The organism is Pseudomonas sp. PA-6-3C, from assembly GCF_021605825.1.
Classification (GTDB): Bacteria; Pseudomonadota; Gammaproteobacteria; order Pseudomonadales; family Pseudomonadaceae; genus Aquipseudomonas; species Aquipseudomonas edaphica.
This window is the reverse complement of the sequence record NZ_WKDV01000033.1, coordinates 1-24,318: the sequence shown is the minus strand read 5'-3', so window position 1 is coordinate 24,318 and position 24,318 is coordinate 1. Positions and strand designations below refer to the sequence as shown.

Genomic DNA, 24,318 nt, shown 5'->3' with positions numbered 1-24,318 from the left:
GCGGGCGCCGCCTTTCAGACGTGACGAACTTCAACAATCTCGTACTCGGTAACGCCACCTGGCGTCTTAACGGTCACCACATCACCCTCTTCCTTGGCAATCAAGGCGCGGGCCAGTGGCGAGCCAACAGAGATTTTACCGAGTTTGAAGTCAGCCTCGTCTTCACCGACGATGTGGTAAACCACGCGCTCGTCAGTTTCGACGTTGGCGATTTCTACGGTCGTGCCGAAAATCACTTTGCCGGTCTTCGGGATGGTCGTGACATCGATGATGACCGCATTCTGCATGCGACCCTCGATATCACGGATCCGCGCCTCGACCATACCTTGCTGCTCACGAGCAGCGTGGTATTCGGCGTTTTCCTTCAAGTCACCCAGCTCGCGGGCCGTACCGATGTCCTGGCTCAGCTTCGGGCGGACGACCTTGGTCAGATGGGCGTGTTCTTCTTCCAGGGCTTTGGCGCCCTGGACGGTCATTGGGTATTTGGTCATGCCTTCAATCCTGCGTGTAGATCCTGCAAGCGACGCACGGTCTTTTCCGGACCGAACTTGAGCGCTTCGCAGATGGCTTCGCCAGCAGCAATGGTGGTGGTGCAGTAGATCTTGTGCTGCAAGGCATTACGACGAATGGAATAGGAGTCCGCGATCGACTGGCGACCTTCGGTGGTGTTGATGATCAGCGTGACTTCGTCATTCTTGATCATGTCGACCACGTGCGGACGGCCTTCCGTCACCTTGTTCACGCGACGTACTTTCAGGCCGGCAGCTTCGATCAGCTTGGCGGTCCCGGCAGTTGCCACGACTTCAAAGCCCAAGTTGATCAGATCACGGGCCACGCCTGCAACCAGTGGTTTGTCATCATCACGCACGCTGATAAACGCAGTACCGCCGGTCGGCAGCACTTCGCTGGCGCCCATCTGGGCCTTGGCGAATGCTTCACCGAAAGTGTCACCCACACCCATCACTTCACCGGTGGACTTCATCTCTGGGCCCAGGATCGGGTCCACACCAGGGAATTTGGCGAATGGGAACACCGCCTCTTTCACGCTGTAGAAGTTAGGAATGATTTCCTTGGTGAAGCCGATTTCCTTCAGGGTCTTACCCGCCATCACGCGGGCAGCGATCATGGCCAGGGACACACCGATGCACTTGGAAACAAATGGCACGGTACGCGAAGCACGCGGGTTCACTTCGATGACGTAGATGTCTTCGCCTTGCAGCGCCAACTGAACGTTCATCAGGCCGACCACGCCCAGTTCCAAGGCCATTTTCTTGACCTGTTCGCGCATCTCGTCCTGGATGTGCGCTGGCAGCGAGTACGGCGGCAGCGAGCAAGCGGAGTCACCGGAGTGAACGCCAGCCTGTTCGATGTGCTGCATGATCGCGCCGATGACTACGTCGGTACCGTCGCACACCGCATCCACGTCCATTTCGATGGCGCAGTTGAGGAAGTGGTCCAGCAGCACCGGGCTGTCGTTCGACACTTTCACCGCATCACGCAGGTAGCGCTTGAGTTCTTCTTCTTCGTAGACGATTTCCATCGCCCGGCCACCCAATACGTAGGACGGACGCACCACCAGCGGGTAGCCAATCTTGCTGGCGGCGCGGATGGCTTCGTCTTCGCTGCGCACGGTGGCGTTTGGCGGCTGACGCAGGTTCAGGCGCTCGACCATTTGCTGGAAGCGCTCACGGTCTTCGGCACGGTCGATGGCGTCAGGGCTGGTGCCGATGATCGGCACGCCGGCCGCTTCCAGGGCACGCGCCAGTTTCAGCGGGGTTTGGCCGCCGTACTGCACGATCACGCCTTTCGGCTTCTCGACGCGGCAGATTTCCAGCACGTCTTCCAGGGTTACCGGCTCAAAGTACAGACGGTCGGAAGTGTCGTAGTCAGTCGAAACAGTTTCCGGGTTGCAGTTGACCATGATGGTCTCGTACCCGTCTTCGCGAAGCGCGAGGGCGGCGTGTACGCAGCAGTAGTCGAACTCGATACCCTGGCCAATACGGTTCGGACCGCCGCCCAGGATAATGATCTTGTCGCGGCCCGACGGCGCGGCCTCGCACTCTTCCTCGTAAGTGGAGTACAGGTACGCGGTGTCGGTGGCGAACTCGGCCGCGCAGGTATCAACGCGCTTGTAGACCGGGAAGATTTCCAGCTTGTGGCGGTGGGTGCGCAGGTTCTTCTCGGTCACACCCAGCAGCTTGGCCAGACGCTGATCGGAGAAACCTTTGCGCTTGAGGCGGAACATCAGGTCGCGGTCGATAGAGGACAGACCGAGGGTCTTGACCTTCTCTTCTTCCTTGATCAGATCTTCGATCTGCACCAGGAACCACGGATCAATCATGTTCATGCCGAAGATCTGTTCGACGGTCATACCCGCGCGGAAAGCATCGGCCACGTACCAGATACGCTCGGCGCCCGGCACGGTCAGCTCGCGCTTGAGCACGCTCATGCTTTCCGGGTTGCTCAGGTCGAGCTTTTCATCCAGGCCGCAAACACCCACTTCCAGGCCGCGCAGGGCTTTCTGCAGGGATTCCTGGAAGGTCCGGCCGATGGCCATTACTTCGCCAACCGACTTCATCTGAGTGGTCAAGCGTGCGTCGGCCTTGGCGAACTTCTCGAAGGCAAAGCGCGGCAGCTTGGTCACGACGTAGTCGATGGACGGCTCGAAAGACGCCGGCGTAGCGCCGCCCGTGATTTCGTTTTGCAGCTCGTCCAGGGTGTAACCGATCGCCAACTTGGCGGCGATGCGCGCAATCGGGAAGCCGGTCGCTTTCGAAGCCAGTGCCGAAGAACGCGACACACGCGGGTTCATCTCGATGACGACCATGCGGCCAGTGTCCGGGCAGATGCCGAACTGAACGTTGGAACCGCCGGTTTCAACGCCGATCTCACGCAGTACCGCCAACGAGGCGTTACGCATGATCTGGTATTCCTTGTCCGTCAGGGTCTGCGCCGGAGCAACGGTGATCGAGTCGCCGGTGTGCACGCCCATCGGGTCGAAGTTTTCGATGGAGCAGACGATGATGCAGTTGTCCTTTTTGTCGCGGACAACCTCCATCTCGTACTCTTTCCAGCCGATCAGGGATTCGTCGATCAGCAGCTCTTTGGTCGGCGACAGGTCCAGGCCACGGGCGCAGATTTCTTCGAACTCTTCACGGTTGTAAGCAATACCGCCACCGGTGCCGCCCATGGTGAAGGACGGACGAATGATGCACGGGAAGCCCAGCTTTTCGAGAACCGCGTTGGCCTCTTCCATGCTGTGGGCAATGCCGGAGCGCGGGCAGTCAAGGCCGATGGACTTCATGGCCTTGTCGAAACGCGAACGGTCTTCAGCCTTGTCGATGGTGTCGGCGTTGGCGCCAATCATCTCTACGCCGAACTTCTCCAGAACGCCTTCGCGCTCCAGGTCCAGGGCGCAGTTGAGTGCGGTCTGGCCACCCATGGTCGGCAGCAGCGCGTCGGGACGCTCTTTTTCGATGATCTTGGCAACGGTCTGCCACTTGATCGGTTCGATGTAAGTGGCGTCGGCCATGTCCGGGTCGGTCATGATGGTGGCCGGGTTGGAGTTCACCAGGATGACGCGGTAACCCTCTTCGCGCAGGGCTTTACAGGCCTGGGCGCCGGAGTAGTCGAATTCGCAAGCCTGGCCGATCACGATCGGGCCAGCGCCGAGAATCAGGATGCTTTTTATGTCTGTACGTTTTGGCATGGGTTTGTCACTCAAATCCGCAGGTCAGTCGGCAAGCCGTCTTGAACAATCGTTGAAGAGCCTGCGGGGGCCACCGAGGTTCGGGGCCGCCCGCAGGCCTCTCAGTCAGCGTCGCTTGGCCATCTCATTGATGAAACGGTCGAACAGCGGCGCTACGTCGTTCGGGCCAGGGCTGGCTTCAGGGTGGCCCTGGAAGCTGAACGCGCTCTTGTCGGTGCGCTCGATGCCTTGCAAGGAGCCGTCGAACAGCGACTTGTGAATGGCGCGAACGTTGCTCGGCAAGGTTGCTTCATCCACCGCAAAACCGTGGTTCTGGCTGGTGATCATCACAACGCCGGTGTCCAGGTCTTGTACCGGGTGGTTGGCACCGTGGTGGCCGTGGCCCATTTTCAGGGTCTTGGCGCCGGACGCCAGGGCCAGCAGTTGGTGACCGAGGCAGATGCCGAATACCGGAATCTCGGTTTCCAGCACGTCCTTGATTGCCTGGATGGCGTAGTCGCATGGCTCAGGGTCACCCGGGCCGTTGGACAGGAACACGCCGTCCGGTTGCAGGGCCAGCACATCGCTCGCAGGCGTTTGCGCCGGCACCACGGTCACGCGGCAGCCGCGCTCAACCAGCATGCGCAGGATGTTGTACTTCACGCCGTAGTCGTAGGCCACAACATGGTATGGCAGCTCGCTGGCGTCGATGGTCGCGTGACTGTCGGTCTTCAAGTCCCAGACAGTGGAGCGCCACTCGTACTTCTCTTTGACGCTGACAACTTTCGCCAGGTCCATGCCCTTCAGGCCAGGGAAGCCTTGGGCAGCGGCAATCGCCGCCTCTTCGGAGATATTGTCACCGACCATGATGCAGCCGTTCTGCGAGCCTTTTTCACGCAGGATGCGTGTAAGGCGACGCGTATCGATACCGGCGATCGCCACAACATTGTTGGCTTTCAAGTAATCGGACAGCGACATCGTGTTACGCCAGTTGCTCGCAACCAGTGGCAGATCACGAATGACCAGACCGGCCGACCAGACACGATCAGACTCGACGTCTTCCGGTGTAGTACCGGTGTTGCCGATGTGCGGATAGGTCAGGGTAACGATTTGCTGGGCGTAGGAAGGATCGGTAAGGATTTCCTGATAGCCGGTCATGGCAGTGTTAAACACTACCTCTCCAACGGTTTGACCGTCGGCTCCAATGGCTTCGCCGCGAAAAATGCTGCCATCAGCAAGGGCGAGTATGGCTGGCTTAGTCAAGAAGACCTCCCGTAAATAAAGCCTGAAAGGGCGATCGCAGGTTGTAAAAAAGCGGAGTGACGTATGGACACGTCACCCCGCTTCTTCACTGAATTATTCTGCGCGCTTTTAGTGGACACACTAAAGCTGTAGCTTACAGAAAAAGGCTTTTTTGGTCCACCGCTAATGAGCCTTAAAGGCAGGGGAATGCGACAGGACGTCGCCTAGCGGGTAAAAACGGGGCCTAAGCATAAGCTTGAGGCCCGGTTTTGGCTACTCTTAGTGCAGATCCAGCACGTCGCGCATGTCATACAGACCAGGCTCACGACCTTCCAGCCAGAGCGCCGCACGCACCGCGCCCTTGGCAAATGTCATGCGGCTGGAGGCTTTGTGTGTGATCTCCAGGCGCTCGCCTTCACTGGCAAACAGAACGGTGTGATCACCCACCACATCACCACCGCGCACAGTGGCAAAGCCGATGGTGTCATGGGCACGCGCACCGGTATGGCCTTCACGCCCGTAAACAGCGACTTTAGACAGGTCGCGCCCCAGGGCATCGGCAATCGCCTCACCCATGCGCAGCGCAGTACCCGACGGCGCATCGATCTTGTGGCGATGGTGGGTCTCGATGATCTCGATATCCGCCTCATCACCCAACACGCGCGCGGCCAGGTCCAGCAACTTGAGCGACAGGTTCACGCCGACGCTGAAGTTGGCGGCGAAGACGATCGGAATATCCTTGCCCGCCTCCACCAGCAACTGCTTCTGCTCGGCATTCAAGCCTGTGGTGCCGATGACCATGGCCTTGCCCGTCTTGCGGCAGAACGCCAGGTTTTTCAGCATCACTTCCGGCAAGGTGAAGTCGATCAGCACATCAAACTCGTCAGCCACCTGCTCCAGGTTGCCCGACAACGAAACGCCGATGCGACCCAGCGAGGCCAGCTCACCGGCGTCCGCACCGATCAGCGTGCTGCCGGGGCGAACAATCGCCGCCGTCAGCCCGGAGGCCGGCGAGCGCTGCTGCACCGCCTCGACCAAGGTCTTGCCCATGCGCCCAGCAGCGCCCATTACGGCTATACGTCGCATATTCACGTCCTTACAAGTCGCCGAAGAAGCGCTTCACGCCATCGAAGAAGCCGGTGGTTTTCGGCGAATGGGAGTCATCGCCTTCCAACGAGCTGCGGAACTCTTCAAGCAGGTCGCGCTGACGACGGCCGAGGTTGACGGGCGTTTCCACCGCCACACGGCACATCAAGTCGCCAGCACCGCCACCGCGCACCGGCGCAACGCCTTTGCCACGGATACGGAACTGCTTGCCGGTCTGGGTGCCTTCCGGGATCTTGAGCTTGACCCGACCATCAAGGGTCGGAATTTCCAGCTCTCCGCCCAATGCCGCGTCGACAAAGCTGATCGGCACCTCGCAGAACAGGTGTTTGCCATCACGCTGGAAGATCGAGTGCTCACGCACATTGATCACCACGTACAGGTCGCCCGTCGGGCCACCTTGAGTGCCCGCCTCGCCTTCGCCAGACAGGCGAATACGGTCACCGGTATCAACACCCGCCGGCACTTTCACCGAAAGGGTCTTGTACTCTTCGACACGACCTTCGCCGTGGCAGGAGTCGCACGGATCGGAAATGATCTTGCCCTGGCCATGGCAGCGCGGGCAGGTCTGCTGCACCGAGAAGAAGCCCTGCTGCATGCGCACCTGGCCAATACCGCCACAGGTCGGGCAGGTAATCGGCGAGGACCCCTTCTTGGCCCCCGAACCGTCGCACGGCTTGCAATTGACCAGTGTCGGTACACGGATATTGACCGTGGTACCGCGCACAGCCTCTTCCAGGTTCAGCTCCAGCGTGTAACGCAAGTCACTGCCACGCTGGGCACCGCCGCGCTGACCGCCACGGCCGCCACCAAAGAAGTCGCTGAAAACGTCGCCGAAAATATCGGAGAAGTTCTGACCACCAAAACCGGCACCGCCGCCACCCATGCTCGGGTCGACACCGGCATGACCATACTGGTCGTAGGCCGCGCGTTTACTGGAATCAGACAAGCATTCGTAGGCTTCATTGGCCTCTTTGAACATCTCTTCGGATTCTTTGCTATCCGGATTACGGTCCGGGTGGTGCTTCATCGCCAGGCGACGGTAAGCCTTTTTCAGGTCCGCCTCGCTGGAGCCGCGCTCCACACCCAACACTTCGTAATAGTCACGCTTTGCCATAAGTCTTTGCACTCTTAAGGACGTTCAGCCCGGCCCTCCTGAGCCTTGCCGAACTCGTTGAGCCCCAATACAGGCCCGGACCCAACTCACGTCAATTCAACGATCCTGGTCATAACTACTTTTTAGCCAGGGACCCGGCCAAAAATGCGGTATTTACTGCTCGGAAAGCAGGAGCATTCCCGATCACACCGCCAGCACCCGAACCTTGTCGCATGCTGTAAAAATTCACATACCCCAGACACGCCAACGCGGGAGCAAGCTCCCGCGCGGCGACATCCTACCAGTCACCGCTTGATAGCGGTCAACCGGGCAACCAACTTACTTCTGCTCTTTGACTTCTTCGAACTCGGCATCGACAACATCATCGTGCTTGGCTTCAGGCCCTGCGTGCTGTGCAGCGCCTTCTGCCGGCTGGCCTTGCTCGGCGTACATTTTCTGGGCAACCGGTGCGGAGACTTTCGACAGCTCCTCAACCTTGGCTTCGATGGCAGCCTTGTCGTCGCCTTTAATGGCGGTTTCCAGGGCAACCACAGCTGCTTCGATCGCGGTCTTCTCTTCGGCGGTCACTTTGTCGCCTGCTTCGGAGACCATTTTACGCGTCGAGTGAACCAGGGCATCGCCTTGGTTACGTGCACCGGCCAGCTCAGCAAACTTGGCATCCGCATCAGCGTTGGCTTCAGCATCACGAATCATCTGTTGAATTTCTTCATCAGACAGACCGGAGTTGGCCTTGATGGTGATCTTCTGCTCTTTGCCGGTCGCCTTGTCTTTGGCACCTACGTGCAGGATACCGTTGGCATCGATGTCGAAGGTCACTTCAATTTGCGGCACGCCGCGTGGTGCTGGTGGAATCTCAGCCAGGTCGAACTTGCCCAGGGACTTGTTCTGAGCGGCTTGCTTACGCTCACCTTGCAACACGTGAATGGTCACAGCGCCCTGGTTGTCGTCGGCAGTCGAGAACACTTGCGATTTCTTGGTAGGAATCGTGGTGTTTTTCTCGATCAGCGCGGTCATCACGCCACCCATGGTTTCGATACCCAGGGTCAGCGGGCTGACGTCCAACAGCAGAACGTCTTTCACGTCGCCGGCCAATACCGCACCCTGGATCGCAGCACCCATGGCAACCGCTTCGTCCGGGTTCACGTCTTTACGTGCTTCTTTACCGAAGAACTCGGTGACCAGCTTCTGAACCAGTGGCATACGGGTCTGACCGCCAACCAGGATCACGTCGTTGATCGAGCCAACATCGATACCGGAGTCTTTCAGCGCAATGCGGCAAGGCTCGATGGTGCGTTGTACCAGGTCTTCAACCAGCGCTTCGAGCTTGGAACGCGAGATTTTCACGTTCAAGTGCTTAGGACCAGTGGCGTCTGCAGTGATGTAAGGCAGGTTCACGTCGGTCGACTGAGCCGAAGACAGCTCGATCTTGGCTTTTTCAGCGGCTTCTTTCAGGCGCTGCATCGCCAGCGGGTCACCCTTAAGGTTCATGCCGCTTTCTTTCTTGAATTCGTCAACGAGGTAGTCGATCAGACGAATGTCAAAGTCTTCACCACCCAGGAAGGTGTCGCCGTTGGTGGCCAACACTTCGAACTGGTGCTCGCCATCAACTTCAGCAATCTCGATGACGGAGACGTCGAAAGTACCACCACCCAGGTCATAAACGATCACGGTGTGGTCGCCCTTGGCCTTGTCCATACCGTAGGCCAGAGCGGCTGCGGTGGGTTCGTTGATGATACGTTTTACGTCCAGGCCAGCGATGCGGCCGGCGTCTTTGGTCGCCTGACGCTGGCTGTCGTTGAAGTAGGCCGGAACGGTGATCACCGCTTCAGTCACGGCTTCACCGAGGTAGTCTTCGGCGGTTTTCTTCATCTTTTTCAAGATTTCAGCCGAGATTTGCGGCGGCGACATTTTCTGGCCGTTTACTTCAACCCAGGCGTCACCGTTGTCAGCCTTGGCGATTTTGTAAGGGACCATCTTGATGTCTTTCTGTACGACTTCTTCGTCGAACTTACGACCGATCAGACGCTTAACCGCGTACAGGGTGTTGTGCGGGTTGGTCACAGCCTGACGCTTGGCCGACTGACCTACGAGGATTTCACCGTCGTTGGCGTAAGCAATAATCGACGGCGTGGTACGCGCGCCTTCGGCGTTTTCGATAACTTTAGCAACGCCGTTTTCCAGCACGGAGACGCAGGAGTTGGTAGTCCCCAGGTCGATACCGATAATTTTGCCCATGATTTACTCTCCCGAAACTTTAATTAGGTTGCCGCAGCAGTGGTGGCTAACTGCGGTAGCACTTAAACGCTTGACTTATAGATGGGGCCGTTACGACTGATTTCAAGCCTGCTCATCAATAGAAGGTGCAACGGGTGCAGGAGCCTTGCTCACCACTACCATCGCCGGGCGCAGCAAGCGACCGTTGAGCTGATAACCCTTCTGGAACACTTTCAGTACACTGTTGGGCTCCAGGTCATGGCTTTCCTGCATGGCCATGGCTTGGTGATGCTCAGCATTGAACGGCTCACCGCCTTGCGGATCGATGGCTTCCAACTGATAACGCTTCAGGGTGTCCTGGAACATTTTCAGGGTCAGCTCGATCCCTTCGCGCATCGGACGGATGTTTTCGTCATCCGGGTTGGACAACTCAAGGCCACGCTCCAGGCTGTCGATAATCGGCAGCAGGTCGTTGGCGAATTTTTCCAGCGCGAATTTGTGAGCTTTCTCGACATCCTGCTCGGCACGGCGGCGGACGTTCTGCAGATCGGCGGCAACACGCAAAGATTGATCCTGCGCAGCGGCCAATTGCTCTTCGAGCACTTGCACACGAGTTGCCAGTTCATCACCGGCAGCCGAATTGGCGTCTGGAGTTTGCGTATCCTGCGTCTGTTCGTCAGCCATAGATTTCTCCTTTCAAAATCATGCGCGAACTCAACTCGCGCTTCTGTTCCGGTATATGGGGCCACAATTTTCAGGTTCAAGGGCGCAGGCGTTACCAAAAGTCTTTCGCTTGCTCTGGATCAATTCCGGCAGCGTCATTGCGCTTTGCGCTAAAAAATCCGCGCACTCAAGCAAATTGAGCTAAGCACCAGGATTGCCAGCCCTGAATAAAACACTGTATAAATAACCAGACCTAAAGCCTGGGAGCGGCCGTCATGCTGGTGCACCTGTCCGTACATAACTACGCCATCGTCGAACACCTGGATCTCGAACTGGATCGCGGGATGAGCGTAATCACAGGCGAAACCGGCGCCGGCAAATCGATCATGCTCGACGCCCTGGGCCTGACCCTGGGCGACCGCGCCGACAGTGGCGTGGTACGCCCCGGCGCAGACAAGGCCGACATTCTGGCCACGTTCGACCTGGCCGATATTCCCGAAGCCGAGGCCTGGCTGGCCGAGCGCGACCTTAATAATGAAGGCCCGTGCATCCTGCGCCGCGTCATTACGGCGGAAGGTCGTTCACGCGGCTACATCAATGGCACGCCCTGCCCGCTTGGCGATTTAAAGGCACTGGGCGAGTTGCTGATCGATATCCACAGCCAGCACGAACACCAATCCTTGCTCAAAACCGACACTCATCGCCGCCTGCTCGACGAATACGCCGGCGCCACAGACCTGGCGCGCCAGGTGCAGCTTGCCGCCCAGCGCTGGAGGCAAACCCGCCAGGAATTGGAGCGACTCTCCAATTCCGGCGATGAACAACGCGCTCGCCATCAACTGCTCAGCTATCAGCTTGAAGAGCTGGAGAGCCTGGGCCTTGGCGAAACCGAGCTGGAGCAACTGGAGCAGGAACACAAGAACCTGACCAACGCCGAAACCCTGCTGGGTATCTGCCGCCAAGTGGTGGAGCAATGCAGCGAAAGTGATTCGGGCAATGTACTGAACGCACTGACCGCCAGCCTCAATCGCCTATCGAGTGTGAACAGCGGGTCGGGCTCCTTGAGCGAGGCCACCACCCTGCTGACCAGTGCGCAGATCCAGGTAGAAGAAGCCGTTGGGGAACTGAATCGCTTCCTGGACCACTTCGACGCCGACCCCGCGCGCCTGCAAGAAATCGAAGAGCGTCTGGACACTATCTATACCCTGGCGCGCAAACACCGCATCCAGCCGACCGAAGTCGCGACGATGCAGCAAAAGCTGCTGGATGAGATCGAAACCCTCAACGCCAATGATGAATCCATTGAACGGCTGGGCGACGAACTCGCCTCCTTCGCCCGCCATTACCAGGAAAAGGCCCGCGAGCTCAGCCACCTGCGCCAGCAAGCCGCTACCAGCCTGGCCAGTGCCGTGGAGCAGGAAATTCAACGCCTGGGCATGCCTGGCGGGCGCTTCACCATTGAGCTGCACGCCAACACCAGCAACGAGCTGCAACCCCATGGCCTGGAACAGGTGGAGCTGCTGGTCAGCGCCAACCCTGGCCAGCCGCTCAAGGCACTGGCGAAAGTGGCGTCCGGCGGTGAGCTGTCGCGGATCAGCCTGGCGATTCAGGTCATTACCGCCCAGACCTCGCGGGTACCCACGCTGGTATTCGACGAAGTGGACGTGGGGATTGGCGGGCCGACGGCGGAGATTGTCGGCCAACTGCTGCGCCGCCTTGGGGAGCGTGGCCAGGTGCTCACCGTGACTCACTTGCCGCAAGTGGCCGCCCAAGGGCATCAGCATTTATTTGTACACAAAGTGCGCGGCAGCGATGCGACGCATACGGCCGTGTCCAAGCTGAACAAATCGGAGCGGGTAGAAGAAGTGGCGCGGATGTTGGGCGGCATCGACCTGACGAAAGAGTCCCTGGCCCACGCGAAGAAGATGGTAGTGGCAGCCAAGGCTTGAACCGAGCTTTTTTCGCTCTATTTTCTCTCTTATAGAAAGCACGAAGGCGACCCTAGGGTCGCCTTCTATCGTTTCACAGAGCAAATCTGTGTCGATTTTTACTTTTTCTTACGGATGTACAGGACCAGATTATGGTCCACCAAATCGAATCCATGCTGCTCAGCGATCTGGTGCTGGAGCTTCTCGATTTCCGGGCTGGTGAACTCGATAACCTCATTGGTATCCAGGTCAACCATGTGATCGTGATGACCACCGTCAGCCAATTCGAACACTGCATGACCGCCGTCGAAATTATGACGAACCACCAGCCCTGCGGCTTCAAACTGGGTCAGCACACGGTAAACCGTGGCTAGGCCAACGTCCTCGTTAGACTCCATCAGCGCCTTGTAAACATCCTCGGCACTCATGTGGCGCTGCTCAGCAGAATCGAGCATTTGTAGAATCTTGACTCGTGGCAGAGTCACTTTAAGACCGGCTTTGCGTAGTTCGCTATTTTCAACCATGGTTAGCTTTCTCGCGGATGCTGCTTCGCAGCTTCTCTTAATACGGGTATGATCGGCGTTTACGTTGTCCCAGCCAAGATAGTGGAAGTCGCCCACCGATGCAAAACACCAAGCTCTTGCTAACCAGTTTCACCCTTGTGGGACTGCTCGCACTCGCCGGTTGTTCATTCCCCGGGGTTTACAAAATCGACATCCAGCAGGGCAATGTCGTCACGCAGGACATGATAGACCAGTTACGCCCGGGAATGACCCGACGGCAAGTACGGTTTATTATGGGCAACCCCCTGCTGACCGACACTTTTCATGCCGATCGCTGGGATTATCTCTACAGCATCCAGCCAGGTGGCGGTGAGCGCCAGCAGGAGCGCGTCAGTGTCATCTTCAATGGCAATGACCAGCTTGTGAGCCTGTCCGGTGACTTCATGCCCGGCGTAAGCCGTGATGAAGCCTTGCTCGGCAAGGACAACGGCACCAATGTGACTGCGCCAGCGCAGGAAGCAGAGAAGCCTAAGTCCGAAGTACCGGCCAAGCCTGGCTCCTTGCTGGATCAGATCCAGAAGGACGTCGACGGCGTGCAGACCGTTCCTGTCCCGACGCCACAGCCTCTGGACACCAGCCCGCAGTAATTTTGCGGCGCTCGATAAAAAGCCCGGCATGCCGGGCTTTTTGTTGCCTGCCGATTGGCAGCCTTATGGGTTCTGCTGCCGCGCCAAGGCCGCCTTGGCCGCACGCAGCCTGCGCACTTCCTTGGGGTCTGCCAGCAAGGGCCGATAAATCTCAATTCGATCACCTGGCTGCGCAACACGCACGTGCGCATCGGTGACCACTCTGCCAAATATGCCCAGTTGGCAATCCGCCAATATCAAGTCTGGAAATTGCTCAGCAATCCCCGACGCCAGCACCGCGGCCCTCAGGCTGGTGCCCGCAGGCACCGTCACCGCCAGCAAGACCTGGCGATCCTCAGCGGCGTACACCACTTCAATCTCAACCATGCAGTTGTTTGGCCCGCTGACAGAATGCATCCACCAGGGTGTTGGCCGCCTGGTTGAACAAAGGCCCCAAGGTCGCCCGCACAATCGGGCCGGCGTAATCAAAGGACAGGTCCAGGCTGATCTTGCAGGCCTTGTCGGTCAGCGCCTTGAATACCCATACCCCATGCAACTGGGTGAACGGCCCTTCCTGCAGGTTCATCTCAATGGATTTGCCCGGCACCAGCACATTGCGCGTAACAAAATGCTGGCTAAGCCCACCCTTGGCTACCCCGACACTGGCGACCATATGCTCATCACTGCTTTCCAGCACTTCGGCGGTTGAGCACCAAGGCAGGAATTCCGGGTAACGCGCTACGTCATTGACCAGGTCATAGAGCGCCTGAGCCGGATAAGGCAATAAAGCCGAACGTTGAATATGCGTCGTCATGTGAGCGTTACTTCCACTGCTTGAGGCAAACATCGCGAAAGAACAGCCCGATCCGCGAGAGAAAAAAACCAGAGAACTGCCGGTATTGTCCGGGATTCGTCCAACACGCTCAAGCACGCAGGTTGACCGTAGCCGATACGCTCGCAACTCCCTATAATGCCGCCCCTATGGCTAAACAAAAGAAACACCCCACAGGGACCATCGCGCAAAATAAAAAGGCGCGACACGATTACTTCATCGAACATCGGTTCGAGGCTGGTCTGGTCCTGGCCGGCTGGGAAGTAAAAAGTCTGCGCGCCAGCAAGCTGCAACTGGTCGACAGCTACGTATTGCTCAAAGATGGCGAGGCATGGCTGCTGGGCAGTCATATCACCCCGCTGACCACCGCGAGCACCCACGTGATTGCCGACCCGGTGCGCACGCGCAAGCTGTTGCTCAACGCCCGCGAACTGGAAAAGCTCGCTGCCGCCGTACAGCAGAAAGGCTATGCCTGTATCTGCCTGTCCTGGTACTGGAGCAAGCACCTGGTCAAGTGCGAGATCGCGCTGGGCAAGGGCAAGAAGGAATACGACAAGCGCGATACCGAGCGTGAGCGCGACTCCAACCGTGAGTTGCATCGCGCCGTGCGCAACAAGGGCAAGGAAGAGTAATCCTTGTGACGGTGTAGCCCACGCGGGCTACATCCCTTTACGTCGCTCCGCCCTAGCCACGCGCTGAACTTCCTGCCGCACCTCCTCCAACACTTCCTGCACATACAGCAGGTGACGTGTTGAGACTTCCCGCGCCTGTTCGGCTCGCCCTTCGATAATTGCCAAATACAAATCCCGATGCTGACTGATGAGCATGTCGCGGGTTTCTGTACGCTGCTGGTACATGCCGCCGATATTGGTCACCACGTTACGCTTGAGCAAATCGAACAGCCCACGAATGGTGTGCAGCAACACGGCGTTATGGCTGGCCTCAGCGATGGCCAGGTGAAAGCGCGCATCCGCTGCGCCCTCTTCCAGCCGGCTAACTTCATCGGCGCGGGTGTAGCAATCCTGCAGCGCCTCAAACGCTGCGGTCAGCCGCTCGCGGTCGACCTCAGTAGCACGCAATGCGGCGTAGTAAGCACAGGACGCTTCCAGGGTCTGACGAAACTCCAGCAAATCCCGCTGAGCCTCCGGGTTATTTTCCAGCAGGTGCAGCAGTGGATCACTGAACGTCGAACCCAAAGAGTCCGCCACATAGTTACCGCCGCCCTGACGGCTGACCAACAACCCCTTGGCCGCGAGTTTCTGGATCGCCTCCCGCAGCGAAGGGCGCGACACGCCAAACTGTTCAGCCAAAGCGCGTTCGGCTGGCAAGCGTTCGCCCGACTTGAGCGTGCCCTCAAGGATCATGCCCTCAAGCTGCTCGACAATATCGTCAGACAAACGGCGCTGACGCACCTGATCAAACCCCATAACTCACTCTCCACAAACCCGACCACTCGCCAGGCCCTCTATTCTCGCCTATCGCCGCGCTTGCGGCACCTATCAGAACGCCTTCGATTTACCCAACCAGAACGACTCACCTACACCGCTACGACCAAAGTTTCGTGGGCGGCAAATTGACACACCCCTGCCAAGGCTTTTACTCTAGCCAACAGCGACTGTAAATTGGTATTACCAATTATCCAAGCTGACCAAACAACAACAATCAGGGGCCACCCCATTATGCAAACCTGGCAACAGCTCTACAGCCCACTCGGCAGCCTTGGCCTGTCCGCACTGGCCGCCGTTATCCCGATCGTATTTTTCTTCCTGGCACTGGCCGTGTTCCGCCTAAAAGGCCACGTGGCAGGCAGCATCACCCTGGCGCTGTCGATCCTGGTGGCGATTTTCGCGTTCCAGATGCCGGTAGACATGGCGCTGGCCGCCGCCGGTTACGGGTTTGCCTATGGCCTGTGGCCCATCGCCTGGATCATCGTCGCTGCCGTATTCCTCTACAAACTGACGGTCAAGAGCGGGCAGTTTGAAATCATCCGCAGCTCGGTCCTGTCGATTACCGATGACCAGCGCTTGCAGGTGCTGTTGATTGGCTTCTGCTTCGGCGCCTTCCTCGAAGGCGCGGCCGGTTTCGGCGCACCCGTGGCAATTACTGCCGCGCTGCTGGTAGGCCTGGGTTTCAACCCGCTGTACGCCGCCGGCCTGTGCCTGATCGCCAACACCGCGCCTGTAGCGTTCGGCGCGCTGGGCATCCCGATCATCGTCGCCGGGCAAGTCACCGGTATCGATTCGTTCAAGATCGGCGCCATGGCCGGCCGCCAGTTACCGCTGCTGTCGTTGTTCGTGCCGTTCTGGCTGGTGTTCATGATGGACGGCCTGCGCGGCGTTCGCGAAACCTGGCCAGCCGCACTGGTAGCGGGCCTGAGCTTTGCCGTCACCCAATACTTCACCTCCAACTTCATCGGCCCGGAACTGCCGGACATCACCTCGGCCCTGGCCAGCCTGGTAGCGCTGACGCTGTTCCTGAAAGTCTGGCAGCCCAAACGCAGCGCCGGCGCACAAATTGCCGGCGCCACCTCCGCCGCAGCGGTCACCGCCAGCGCAGGTGGCTTCGGCCAGCCACGCCAAACCGTCGCCTCGCCTTACAGCCTGGGGCAGATTTTCAAAGCCTGGTCGCCGTTCCTGATCCTCACCGTGCTGGTCACTATCTGGACGCTCAAGCCGTTCAAAGCGATGTTCGCCGCCGGCGGTTCGATGTACAGCTGGGTGTTCAACTTCGCGATCCCGCACCTGGATCAACTGGTGATCAAGGTCGCCCCGATCGTCACCAACCCCACGGCGATTCCGGCCGTGTTCAAGCTGGACCCGATTTCAGCCACCGGCACCGCGATTTTCTTCTCTGCACTGATTTCGATGCTGGTGTTGAAAATCAACCTCAAGACTGGTCTTACCACTTTAAAAGAGACCTTCTACGAACTGCGCTGGCCGATCCTGTCCATTGGCATGGTGCTGGCGTTTGCCTTCGTCACCAACTACTCCGGCATGTCCTCGACCATGGCCCTGGTATTGGCCGGCACCGGCGCTGCCTTCCCGTTCTTCTCGCCGTTCCTCGGCTGGCTGGGGGTTTTCCTGACAGGCTCCGACACTTCGTCCAACGCCCTGTTCAGCTCGCTGCAAGCCACCACGGCGCATCAGATCGGCGTCAACGACACCTTGCTGGTAGCAGCGAACACCAGCGGCGGTGTGACCGGCAAGATGATCTCGCCACAATCAATCGCGGTGGCCTGCGCCGCCACCGGCCTGGTGGGCAAAGAGTCCGACCTGTTCCGCTTTACCCTCAAGCACAGCCTGTTTTTTGCCACCATCGTCGGGCTGATCACGCTGGCGCAGGCCTACTGGTTCACCGGTATGCTGGTGCACTAAAACCTGCGCGTAACAGGGTAAGAATCGACGCCGGACAACGATGCCGGCGTCAGCTATTTCTGGAGGACCGATGAGCCTGCCTGCTGCTTTCCTGAGCGACGTCGCACAACTGATCCCGAAAGATCGTCGCTTCGACGACCCTCTTTCCACCCTCGCCTTCGGCACTGACGCCAGCTTTTACCGACTGATCCCACAGCTGGTGGTTCGCGTGGAGTCAGAAGACGAAGTCGTGGCGCTGCTGCATCTGGCCCAGCGCGACCGCGTACCCGTGACCTTCCGCGCAGCCGGCACCAGCTTGTCCGGTCAGGCCATCAGCGACTCGGTGCTGATCGTGCTGGGCGACAATTGGAATGGCCGCGAAATTCGTGGCCAAGGCACGCAGATCCGCCTGCAACCCGGCGTGATCGGCGCCCAGGCCAATGCGTGGCTGGCGCCGTTCGGGCGCAAGATCGGCCCCGACCCGGCCTCGATCAACGCCTGCAAGATCGGCGGCATCGTCGCCAACAATGCCAGCGGCATGTGCTGTGGCACCGCGCAAAACACGTATCACACCCTGGCCGGCATCCGCCTGGTGCTGGCTGATGGCAGCCGGCTGGATACCGAGGACGCGGCCAGTGTCAGCGCCTTTCGCCAACAGCATGGCGAGCTGCTGGAGCGCCTGGCCACGCTGGGCCGGGAGACGCGGGCAAATGCCGAACTGGCTGCAAAAATCCGCCACAAATACCGTCTGAAAAACACCACCGGCCTGTCACTCAACGCCTTGGTGGATTTCGATGAACCTCTGGATATCCTCAGCCATCTGCTGGTGGGCTCCGAAGGCACCCTTGGTTTTATCAGCGCAGTGACCTACGACACGGTGATCGACCACCCGAACAAGGCCTCGGCGCTGATTGTGTTCCCGGATGTGGAAACCTGCTGCAATGCTGTAACGGTGCTCAAAACCCAGCCCGTCTCCGCCGTTGAGTTGCTGGACCGGCGCAGCATGCGCTCGGTGCAGGACAAACCCGGCATGCCGGCTTTCGTACAGCAGCTATCGGAAAACGCCTGCGCGCTGCTGATCGAATCCCGTGCCGCATCACCTTCATTACTCCAGGAACAACTGGCGCTGATCATGGCGTCCCTGGCCGCCTTCCCGGTAGAAAAACAGGTCGACTTCACCCAGGACCCACTGGAAAACGCCCGCCTGTGGGCCATCCGCAAAGACACGTTCCCGGCCGTCGGCGCCGTGCGTAAAACCGGCACCACGGTGATCATCGAAGACGTGACCTTCCCGGTCGAGCAACTGGCCATCGGCGTAAACCGCTTGATCGAGTTGTTCGACAAACATCACTACGACGAAGCAATACTTTTCGGACACGCACTGGAAGGCAATCTTCACTTTGTCTTCACTCAAGGCTTCAACAGCGCGGAAGAAGTCGCACGCTACCAGGCGTTCATGGACGACGTGGCGCAGTTGGTAGCCGTGGAGTTCGGTGGCTCGCTGAAAGCCGAACACGGCACCGGCCGTAATATGGCGCCTTTCGTCGAGCTGGAATGGGGCAGCGATGCCTACCAGTTGATGTGGCAGCTTAAACGCCTGCTCGACCCCAACGGCATCCTTAACCCCGACGTGGTGCTGAGCGAAGACCCGCAAATCCACCTTAAGCACCTTAAGCCGCTGCCTGCGGCCGACGAGCTTGTGGATAAGTGCATCGAGTGTGGTTTTTGTGAGCCCGTGTGCCCTTCCAAAGGCCTGACGCTCAGCCCGCGCCAGCGCATCGTGATCTGGCGCGATATCCAGGCAAAGAGACGCGCAGGCGTCGACACCACCGAACTGGAAGCGGCCTACCATTACCAAGGCATCGACACCTGCGCCGCCACCGGGTTGTGTGCGCAACGCTGCCCGGTCGGCATCAATACCGGCGACCTGGTGAAAAAGCTGCGTGCTCGCGACGCCGACCGTACGAAAACCGCCGACTGGCTGGCCGGCCATTTCGCCACGGCCATGCAAGGTGCGCGCTTTACCCTGCATGTCGCCAATGGCGCGCGCATGCTGCTGGGCGCGCCTCGCCTGGCGAAGCTGTCGGCAAAAATCACACAGCTGTCCAAGGGGCAGATCCCGCAGTGGAGCAATGCCATGCCACAGCCGGAAAAAGCCATACGCTTCAGCCCGGCAGTTGAAGACGAGCGCCCGCGCGTGGTTTACCTGGCCGCCTGCGTCTCACGCGCCATGGGCCCATCAGCCGACGATAAAGAGCAGATGTCGCTGTACGACAAAACCCGCGGCCTGCTGGAAAAAGCCGGTTACCAAGTCGTGTTTCCCGACAACCAGGACAGCCTGTGCTGCGGCCAGCCGTTTGCTTCCAAAGGTTACGCCGACCAAGCCGAGCACAAGCGCCAGGAGCTGATCGGCGCCCTGCTCCACGCCAGCCGTGGCGGCCTCGACCCGATCTACTGCGACACCAGCCCCTGCACCCTGCGGCTAGTGCAAGACCTCGGCGAAACCCGCCTGGACCTCTACGACCCGGTGCGTTTTATCCGCACCCACCTGATGGACCGCCTCGACTTCACGCCACAGCAAGCCCCCATCGCCGTGCATGTCACCTGTAGCACCCAGCACCTGGGCGAAAGCCAGGCCTTGATCGACCTTGTGCGGCGCTGCGCCACCACCGTGGTGATCCCGGAAGGCATTCACTGCTGTGGCTTCGCTGGCGACAAAGGCTTCACCACCCCGGAACTCAACGCCCACTCACTGCGCTCGCTCAAGGACGCGGTGCAACATTGCAGCGAAGGCATTTCCACCAGCCGCACCTGCGAGATCGGCCTGAGCCAGTATGGCGGTATCGATTACCACGGCCTGGTCTACCTCGTAGACCGCGTCACCCAGGCCCGCGCCCATGAAACCTGCAAATAAAACAGAACCCCTGCGTGCCGGCGCAGTCACTTGAATAGGCCTCGGCGAACGAGGCTCACCCGTGACCTCGCTGGCTGCCCCGCTTCGGCGCAGCATCGAGCCTTATTTGCTCAAGGAGATACCCCATGAAGCGTACTGCTCTTGCTGGCTTGTTCATCACCGCCGTAATGTTGGCCTCGCCTGTTTTTGCTGCCGGCGAGACGGACCTGTGCAAAATCAACCTGGATAAAATCAACAACGGCCAAGCCCTGCTCGCCACCGACACCAGTGGCAAAAAGGGCGAAATCGACACCGCCGTGTCCCAGGCCAAAGCCGCGCACGCCGCTGGCGATGACAAAAAATGCATCGAGATCACCTCCAAGGCCCTGCAAGATCTGCAGAACGGCGACAAAGGCGGCCAATAAGCGGTTCACTCGCTGAGGGCCAACCTTCGGGTTGGCCTTCCGTGACGGTTTGGCGTACACTGCACAGGCTTGTCACTCACTAAGAAACAACGAGTTACAAGCACGGGGCCGTTTAGGATTCGACGCCGGTCGCGAAACTTTAGGTGCATGCCGAGTTGGTAACAGAACTCGTAAATCCACTGTTGCAACTTCTTATAGTTGCCAATGACGAAAACTACGGCCAGGAATTCGCTCTCGCTGCGTAAGCAGCCTTAGCCCTGAGCTTCTGGTACCTTCGGGTCCAGCAATCACCAGGGGATGTCTGTAAACCCAAAGTGATTGTCATATAGAACAGAATCGCCGTGCAGTACGTTGTGGACGAAGCGGCTAAAACTTACACAACTCGCCCAAAGCACCCTGCCCTTCGGGTCGCTGAGGGTTAACTTAATAGAAACGGCTACGCATGTAGTACCGACAGCGGAGTACTGGCGGACGGGGGTTCAAATCCCCCCGGCTCCACCAATTCGAAGCATCGACAAAACCCGCCTAGTGCGGGTTTTGTTGTTTCTGGAGGCTGGAAAGCCCAGCCAGCGGGCCTTCGGATTTTTCCTTCAAGATGTAGCGCCGTTGGTGAACTGTTCCCACTCCCCCTACACGGCTAACCTCCTCCTGTCGCTGCAAAATCAGCGACCGGGTTTAGCAGCTCGGTTAATATCAAGGCCTGCAACGCCACCATCCGTTCAGCATCAGCTGGACTGCGTTATGGCGGCTGTGCGTGGGGCACTTTCGGGTGCGCTGGGTTCCTTGATTCCTGGTCTGCTAACCCGCGTACAGTCGCCACCCTCTTCGTTTAGCAGCGATGCCTGGCGACTCCACCAATCAAGGAGTTTGCGCCATGAAAAAAATCACCCCAAATCCCCGAGCGAACCTTTTCACGGTCGCTCAAGATATCGACACCGAAACCCTCCTGATTCAAGCCAGCGAAACTCTGGCCTCGCTTAACGCTATCACCACCGATCTGGCCTTCGAGCTCGAAGGTGAAAACCGTCAGAAGCTTTTGGGAAGCCAACAATTGATCGTGCTGGGTGAGTTATTGATCGAGCGGGTGCTGTCCGTACTGCACCCCACAACCGCCACATCACCTTCCCCGCAGTAGTAAAAATCAAAAGGCCGATTTGCTACGCAGCAACTCGGCCTTAAGAACCTTCAATCCTCGGCGCACCTTCGTTCAAAACAAGCAGGCTATCGGCGGCCGTTGACCCGCTGGGCATAGCTCGAGGTATGGACTGCACATGACTGACGGCCAGTCATTCTCCTGCCACCACATAAACATCGCACCCGACTAAGGATCTGGCGGCACTGGCCTGGCACTCATCTTGGCATGCAGGAGGGTCCCCCCTTTGTAACCAGCTTCTATCTGTCGACGAGTATCAGTTTCCTTCTCTCGATTGGTACCGATAAAACGATGCTGGTGCGCGTTTCGCCATAGTTATTAATCTTCGCGATAACGCTCTCAATGTCTGCCATCGACTTGGCATAGATTCTAATAAGGTAAGAGTCATTACCCGTAACGTGCAGGCATTCAACGACCTCTGGGATGTCGTTGAGCGTCGCGATCAACTTGGATTTTGATGGTTTGAAGGTCGTCATGCCGACAACGGCTGATATGCCAAACCCCAGCTTCGCTGGATCAACCTGAGCACAATAGCCAGAAATGATTCCCCCATCCTCGAGCTTTCGCAGACGGTCAGTTGTGGCAGGAATGGAAAGGCCCGCGTGCTTTGACAATTCGGTAATGGAAATGCGCCCCAAATCTTGCACCACGCTCAAGATTTTGATGTCTATACGATCCATGAAGGTCTTCCGTGAAAAAAGGTGAAAATTTTAATGAAGCTCATACAATTTCCATTAAAAAATAATCCATCAAAAAAGTAGTAAGTGCTAGCCTATTTTCAGCCCATGAAAACTCTACAAAAAACAAACGACGAACTGCTTCATTTTTGAAACGCTGCCCAACAAAGTGAAGATTACCGAGCTTCTGCCGCATAAGTGGAATCCTGTCGAAGCGACTATTTTCCAAGCGTCTAATTTTTAGGAGAAAGCCATAAAGGCTTTATCAATTGTACGGCCCAGTGGCGGCCGAATCGCTTCTGGCGAGAAAATCCTCGAAGTCCGTCGTTGGCTTCCAGACTTAGATCCTTGCGAGGATCTCCTGATTGTGGAAAACGAGCGATTTCTCCATAACGATGGGGACGAAGACGATAACGGTATTGCCGTGGCAATTGTGCGCGTGAAAGCCGTGCGTCCCTTCATCCTCGCTGATATGCAAGCGGCCTGTGCAAGCTATTTTGAGGATGGCTGGCTCGCATGGGAGTTGAGTGACATAAGGCCAGTCACACCCCCTGTGACCATCCGTGCGGCACGGGGTATCTACGAGGTAGATTTCCTTCTCCCAGACAAACGCTGAACATTGAGCAAGATGTGTTGGACAGACGCTTACTTTTAGCAGTGCAACCGTATCAGACATCTATCTCGCGATAGGACGTTTGAAAGCCTATATCGAGTTAAAAATGCAGCCCCTAGCGCTTTAATAGGGGCCGCTGCACGCACCCTGTGGCCCTTATGCAGCAGCGGCAAGCATGACACCGGTGACCACTTGATACGCACCAAGGACGGTGATGGTCGATCCGGAAAAGTAGTTAATCAATTTGAGTTTTGACTTGGATATTCTGGTTTTGAATGCGGAGGAAAAACCGCTTAATCCAAGCCACCAAACCGCGGAACCTAGAAATATACCGGTCACCATTGGCCACACTGAAGGCTGGCCTTGGTCGCCGAACATGCCATCGCTCATTGACGCGAATATGGCGATGAACGACAAGATGGTCATCGGGTTCGATAAGGTCAAAAGCAATGTCGTCGAATAGGCTTTCATCATGCCGGCCCGTTCGCCCGACAAGGCGGTTGCAGGCTCCTTTGACTTTATCGTCTGGTAGCCGATGTACGCCAGAAAAAGCCCGCCGAAAATGCACAGCCAGGGTTTGAACATAATCAGTGTTGTGATAATCGCGGTGATCCCTAACGCGCCTATAAAGCCATACATTGCGTCGGCGGTTGCTGCCCCTAACCCTGTTGCAAAACCTGACCTCCAGCCTCGCATAAGGCTGCGCTGTATACATAAAAGGCCTATTGGGCCGACGGGGGCTGCTATGCACAGTCCGATAATCATCGACTTCATAAAGATCAACATAAATCCCCCTCCGTAAATGAGTTTATAGATTAGATGCTGAACGCACGCAGATGAATTAAATACTCAACTGCTTTTGACAAGTTTATATATATTTTTAAGGCATAAATAAAAAACAACCTTACTTATTAAGGAAATCAAAAAAACCCTTCACATAGCGAAATCATTCACTCATCGGGTCAATTGACGCCCCTCTGCTTCAGCAATAGACCTGCTGAACGCCACTCGACGAGAGCGCCAAAAAAGAGGTTCCGAGTCGATCCGTCTATTCTTGGAGCGCCCCCAGCAGAATGAACACTGCTTGATTTCACCCCTTCTTTGTGGCGAGAATTTTCGCCAAATGAAACATCCAATTTTAGTAAACCACCATACCTACAGCTCAACGGCATTTACGCCGAAGGCCCTTCAACAAAAAAGACGTCCACGGACGTCTTTTTTTGTACCTGAAATTCGCCGCCAATCACCCTCGCGCCGGCTCTCTGCGCAACGCCAACGTCCCCACAA

General features: G+C 57.8%; 22 protein-coding genes and 1 other RNA gene. 9 read left to right on the top strand and 14 right to left on the bottom strand.

Features of this window, described 5'->3' with window-relative positions; translation table 11 throughout:
* Positions 1-14: 14 nt before the first annotated feature.
* From greA to grpE, 7 genes are all read right to left on the bottom strand, one after another.
* Positions 15-491, bottom strand: coding sequence for a transcription elongation factor GreA (gene greA, locus GIW48_RS20720; protein WP_170038175.1), 477 nt, complete (start codon positions 489-491; stop codon positions 15-17).
* Complete coding sequence (gene carB, locus GIW48_RS20715; protein WP_017139259.1) at positions 488-3,709, bottom strand: carbamoyl-phosphate synthase large subunit; 3,222 nt, start codon at positions 3,707-3,709, stop codon at positions 488-490. The genes greA and carB overlap by 4 nt, the downstream gene beginning before the upstream one ends.
* 105 nt (positions 3,710-3,814) lie before the next feature.
* Positions 3,815-4,951 (bottom strand): glutamine-hydrolyzing carbamoyl-phosphate synthase small subunit, encoded by a 1,137-nt coding sequence (carA, locus tag GIW48_RS20710; RefSeq protein WP_017139260.1) that lies wholly within the window; start codon positions 4,949-4,951, stop codon positions 3,815-3,817.
* Between the two features lie 258 nt (positions 4,952-5,209).
* Entirely contained in the window at positions 5,210-6,016 is an 807-nt protein-coding gene (gene dapB, locus GIW48_RS20705) for a 4-hydroxy-tetrahydrodipicolinate reductase (RefSeq protein ID WP_170038173.1), read from the bottom strand.
* 10 nt (positions 6,017-6,026) lie between these two features.
* Positions 6,027-7,151, bottom strand: a complete 1,125-nt coding sequence (dnaJ, locus tag GIW48_RS20700; RefSeq protein WP_170038171.1) for a molecular chaperone DnaJ — start codon at positions 7,149-7,151, stop codon at positions 6,027-6,029.
* Positions 7,152-7,469: 318 nt separating this feature from the next.
* Positions 7,470-9,386, bottom strand: a complete 1,917-nt coding sequence (dnaK, locus tag GIW48_RS20695) for a molecular chaperone DnaK (RefSeq protein WP_236460802.1) — start codon at positions 9,384-9,386, stop codon at positions 7,470-7,472.
* Positions 9,387-9,488: 102 nt separating this feature from the next.
* A complete protein-coding gene (grpE, locus tag GIW48_RS20690) occupies positions 9,489-10,049 on the bottom strand; it encodes a nucleotide exchange factor GrpE (RefSeq protein WP_017139264.1) in 561 nt (186 codons plus the stop codon).
* 254 nt (positions 10,050-10,303) lie between these two features.
* On the opposite strand from grpE, the gene recN reads away from it, so the two are divergent.
* Positions 10,304-11,977 carry a DNA repair protein RecN gene (recN, locus tag GIW48_RS20685; RefSeq protein WP_099547634.1) on the top strand — a complete coding sequence of 558 codons (1,674 nt, stop codon included), beginning with the start codon at positions 10,304-10,306 and terminating at the stop codon, positions 11,975-11,977.
* 98 nt (positions 11,978-12,075) lie between these two features.
* Here recN and fur read toward each other — a convergent pair whose 3' ends face one another.
* A complete protein-coding gene (gene fur / locus GIW48_RS20680) occupies positions 12,076-12,480 on the bottom strand; it encodes a ferric iron uptake transcriptional regulator (protein ID WP_017139266.1) in 405 nt (134 codons plus the stop codon).
* Positions 12,481-12,578: 98 nt separating this feature from the next.
* Between fur and GIW48_RS20675 the strand changes: the two genes are divergently transcribed.
* On the top strand, positions 12,579-13,106 hold the full coding sequence (locus tag GIW48_RS20675) for an outer membrane protein assembly factor BamE (RefSeq protein WP_017139267.1): 528 nt from the start codon (positions 12,579-12,581) through the stop codon (positions 13,104-13,106).
* 63 nt (positions 13,107-13,169) lie between these two features.
* Here the strand turns inward: GIW48_RS20675 and GIW48_RS20670 are convergent, their stop codons facing one another.
* Both GIW48_RS20670 and GIW48_RS20665 read right to left on the bottom strand, forming a co-directional pair.
* Positions 13,170-13,472 (bottom strand): RnfH family protein, encoded by a 303-nt coding sequence (locus GIW48_RS20670; protein ID WP_186617072.1) that lies wholly within the window; start codon positions 13,470-13,472, stop codon positions 13,170-13,172.
* Complete coding sequence (locus GIW48_RS20665; RefSeq protein ID WP_005791512.1) at positions 13,465-13,899, bottom strand: type II toxin-antitoxin system RatA family toxin; 435 nt, start codon at positions 13,897-13,899, stop codon at positions 13,465-13,467. The genes GIW48_RS20670 and GIW48_RS20665 overlap by 8 nt, the downstream gene beginning before the upstream one ends.
* 167 nt (positions 13,900-14,066) lie before the next feature.
* On the opposite strand from GIW48_RS20665, the gene smpB reads away from it, so the two are divergent.
* Positions 14,067-14,549 carry an SsrA-binding protein SmpB gene (gene smpB, locus GIW48_RS20660; RefSeq protein ID WP_003176160.1) on the top strand — a complete coding sequence of 161 codons (483 nt, stop codon included), beginning with the start codon at positions 14,067-14,069 and terminating at the stop codon, positions 14,547-14,549.
* Positions 14,550-14,576: 27 nt separating this feature from the next.
* On the opposite strand, the gene GIW48_RS20655 is transcribed toward smpB, so the two are convergent.
* Complete coding sequence (locus GIW48_RS20655) at positions 14,577-15,344, bottom strand: GntR family transcriptional regulator (RefSeq protein WP_017139269.1); 768 nt, start codon at positions 15,342-15,344, stop codon at positions 14,577-14,579.
* Between the two features lie 252 nt (positions 15,345-15,596).
* Between GIW48_RS20655 and GIW48_RS20650 the strand changes: the two genes are divergently transcribed.
* From GIW48_RS20650 to GIW48_RS20630, 5 genes are all read left to right on the top strand, one after another.
* Positions 15,597-17,291: a lactate permease LctP family transporter gene (locus tag GIW48_RS20650; protein WP_017139270.1), complete on the top strand. Its 1,695-nt coding sequence runs from the start codon at positions 15,597-15,599 to the stop codon at positions 17,289-17,291.
* A gap of 70 nt (positions 17,292-17,361) precedes the next feature.
* Entirely contained in the window at positions 17,362-20,184 is a 2,823-nt protein-coding gene (locus GIW48_RS20645; RefSeq protein ID WP_236460803.1) for an FAD-binding and (Fe-S)-binding domain-containing protein, read from the top strand.
* 125 nt (positions 20,185-20,309) lie between these two features.
* The gene (locus GIW48_RS20640) at positions 20,310-20,588 is read left to right on the top strand and encodes a hypothetical protein (protein ID WP_138454159.1); all 279 of its coding nucleotides are present in this window, start codon (positions 20,310-20,312) and stop codon (positions 20,586-20,588) included.
* Between the two features lie 104 nt (positions 20,589-20,692).
* Positions 20,693-21,089: a transfer-messenger RNA gene (ssrA, locus tag GIW48_RS20635) on the top strand.
* A gap of 373 nt (positions 21,090-21,462) precedes the next feature.
* A complete protein-coding gene (locus GIW48_RS20630) occupies positions 21,463-21,723 on the top strand; it encodes a DUF6124 family protein (protein ID WP_236460804.1) in 261 nt (86 codons plus the stop codon).
* 257 nt (positions 21,724-21,980) lie between these two features.
* Here the strand turns inward: GIW48_RS20630 and GIW48_RS20625 are convergent, their stop codons facing one another.
* Both GIW48_RS20625 and GIW48_RS20620 read right to left on the bottom strand, forming a co-directional pair.
* On the bottom strand, positions 21,981-22,421 hold the full coding sequence (locus tag GIW48_RS20625; RefSeq protein ID WP_236460805.1) for an Lrp/AsnC family transcriptional regulator: 441 nt from the start codon (positions 22,419-22,421) through the stop codon (positions 21,981-21,983).
* Between the two features lie 40 nt (positions 22,422-22,461).
* Positions 22,462-22,614 carry a hypothetical protein gene (locus tag GIW48_RS20620; protein ID WP_236460806.1) on the bottom strand — a complete coding sequence of 51 codons (153 nt, stop codon included), beginning with the start codon at positions 22,612-22,614 and terminating at the stop codon, positions 22,462-22,464.
* Positions 22,615-22,671: 57 nt separating this feature from the next.
* Here GIW48_RS20620 and GIW48_RS20615 point away from each other — a divergent pair, with 57 nt between their 5' ends.
* Complete coding sequence (locus tag GIW48_RS20615; protein ID WP_099547629.1) at positions 22,672-23,034, top strand: ASCH domain-containing protein; 363 nt, start codon at positions 22,672-22,674, stop codon at positions 23,032-23,034.
* Between the two features lie 153 nt (positions 23,035-23,187).
* On the opposite strand, the gene GIW48_RS20610 is transcribed toward GIW48_RS20615, so the two are convergent.
* A complete protein-coding gene (locus GIW48_RS20610) occupies positions 23,188-23,817 on the bottom strand; it encodes a LysE/ArgO family amino acid transporter (RefSeq protein ID WP_236460807.1) in 630 nt (209 codons plus the stop codon).
* Between the last annotated feature and the right edge of the window lie 501 nt (positions 23,818-24,318).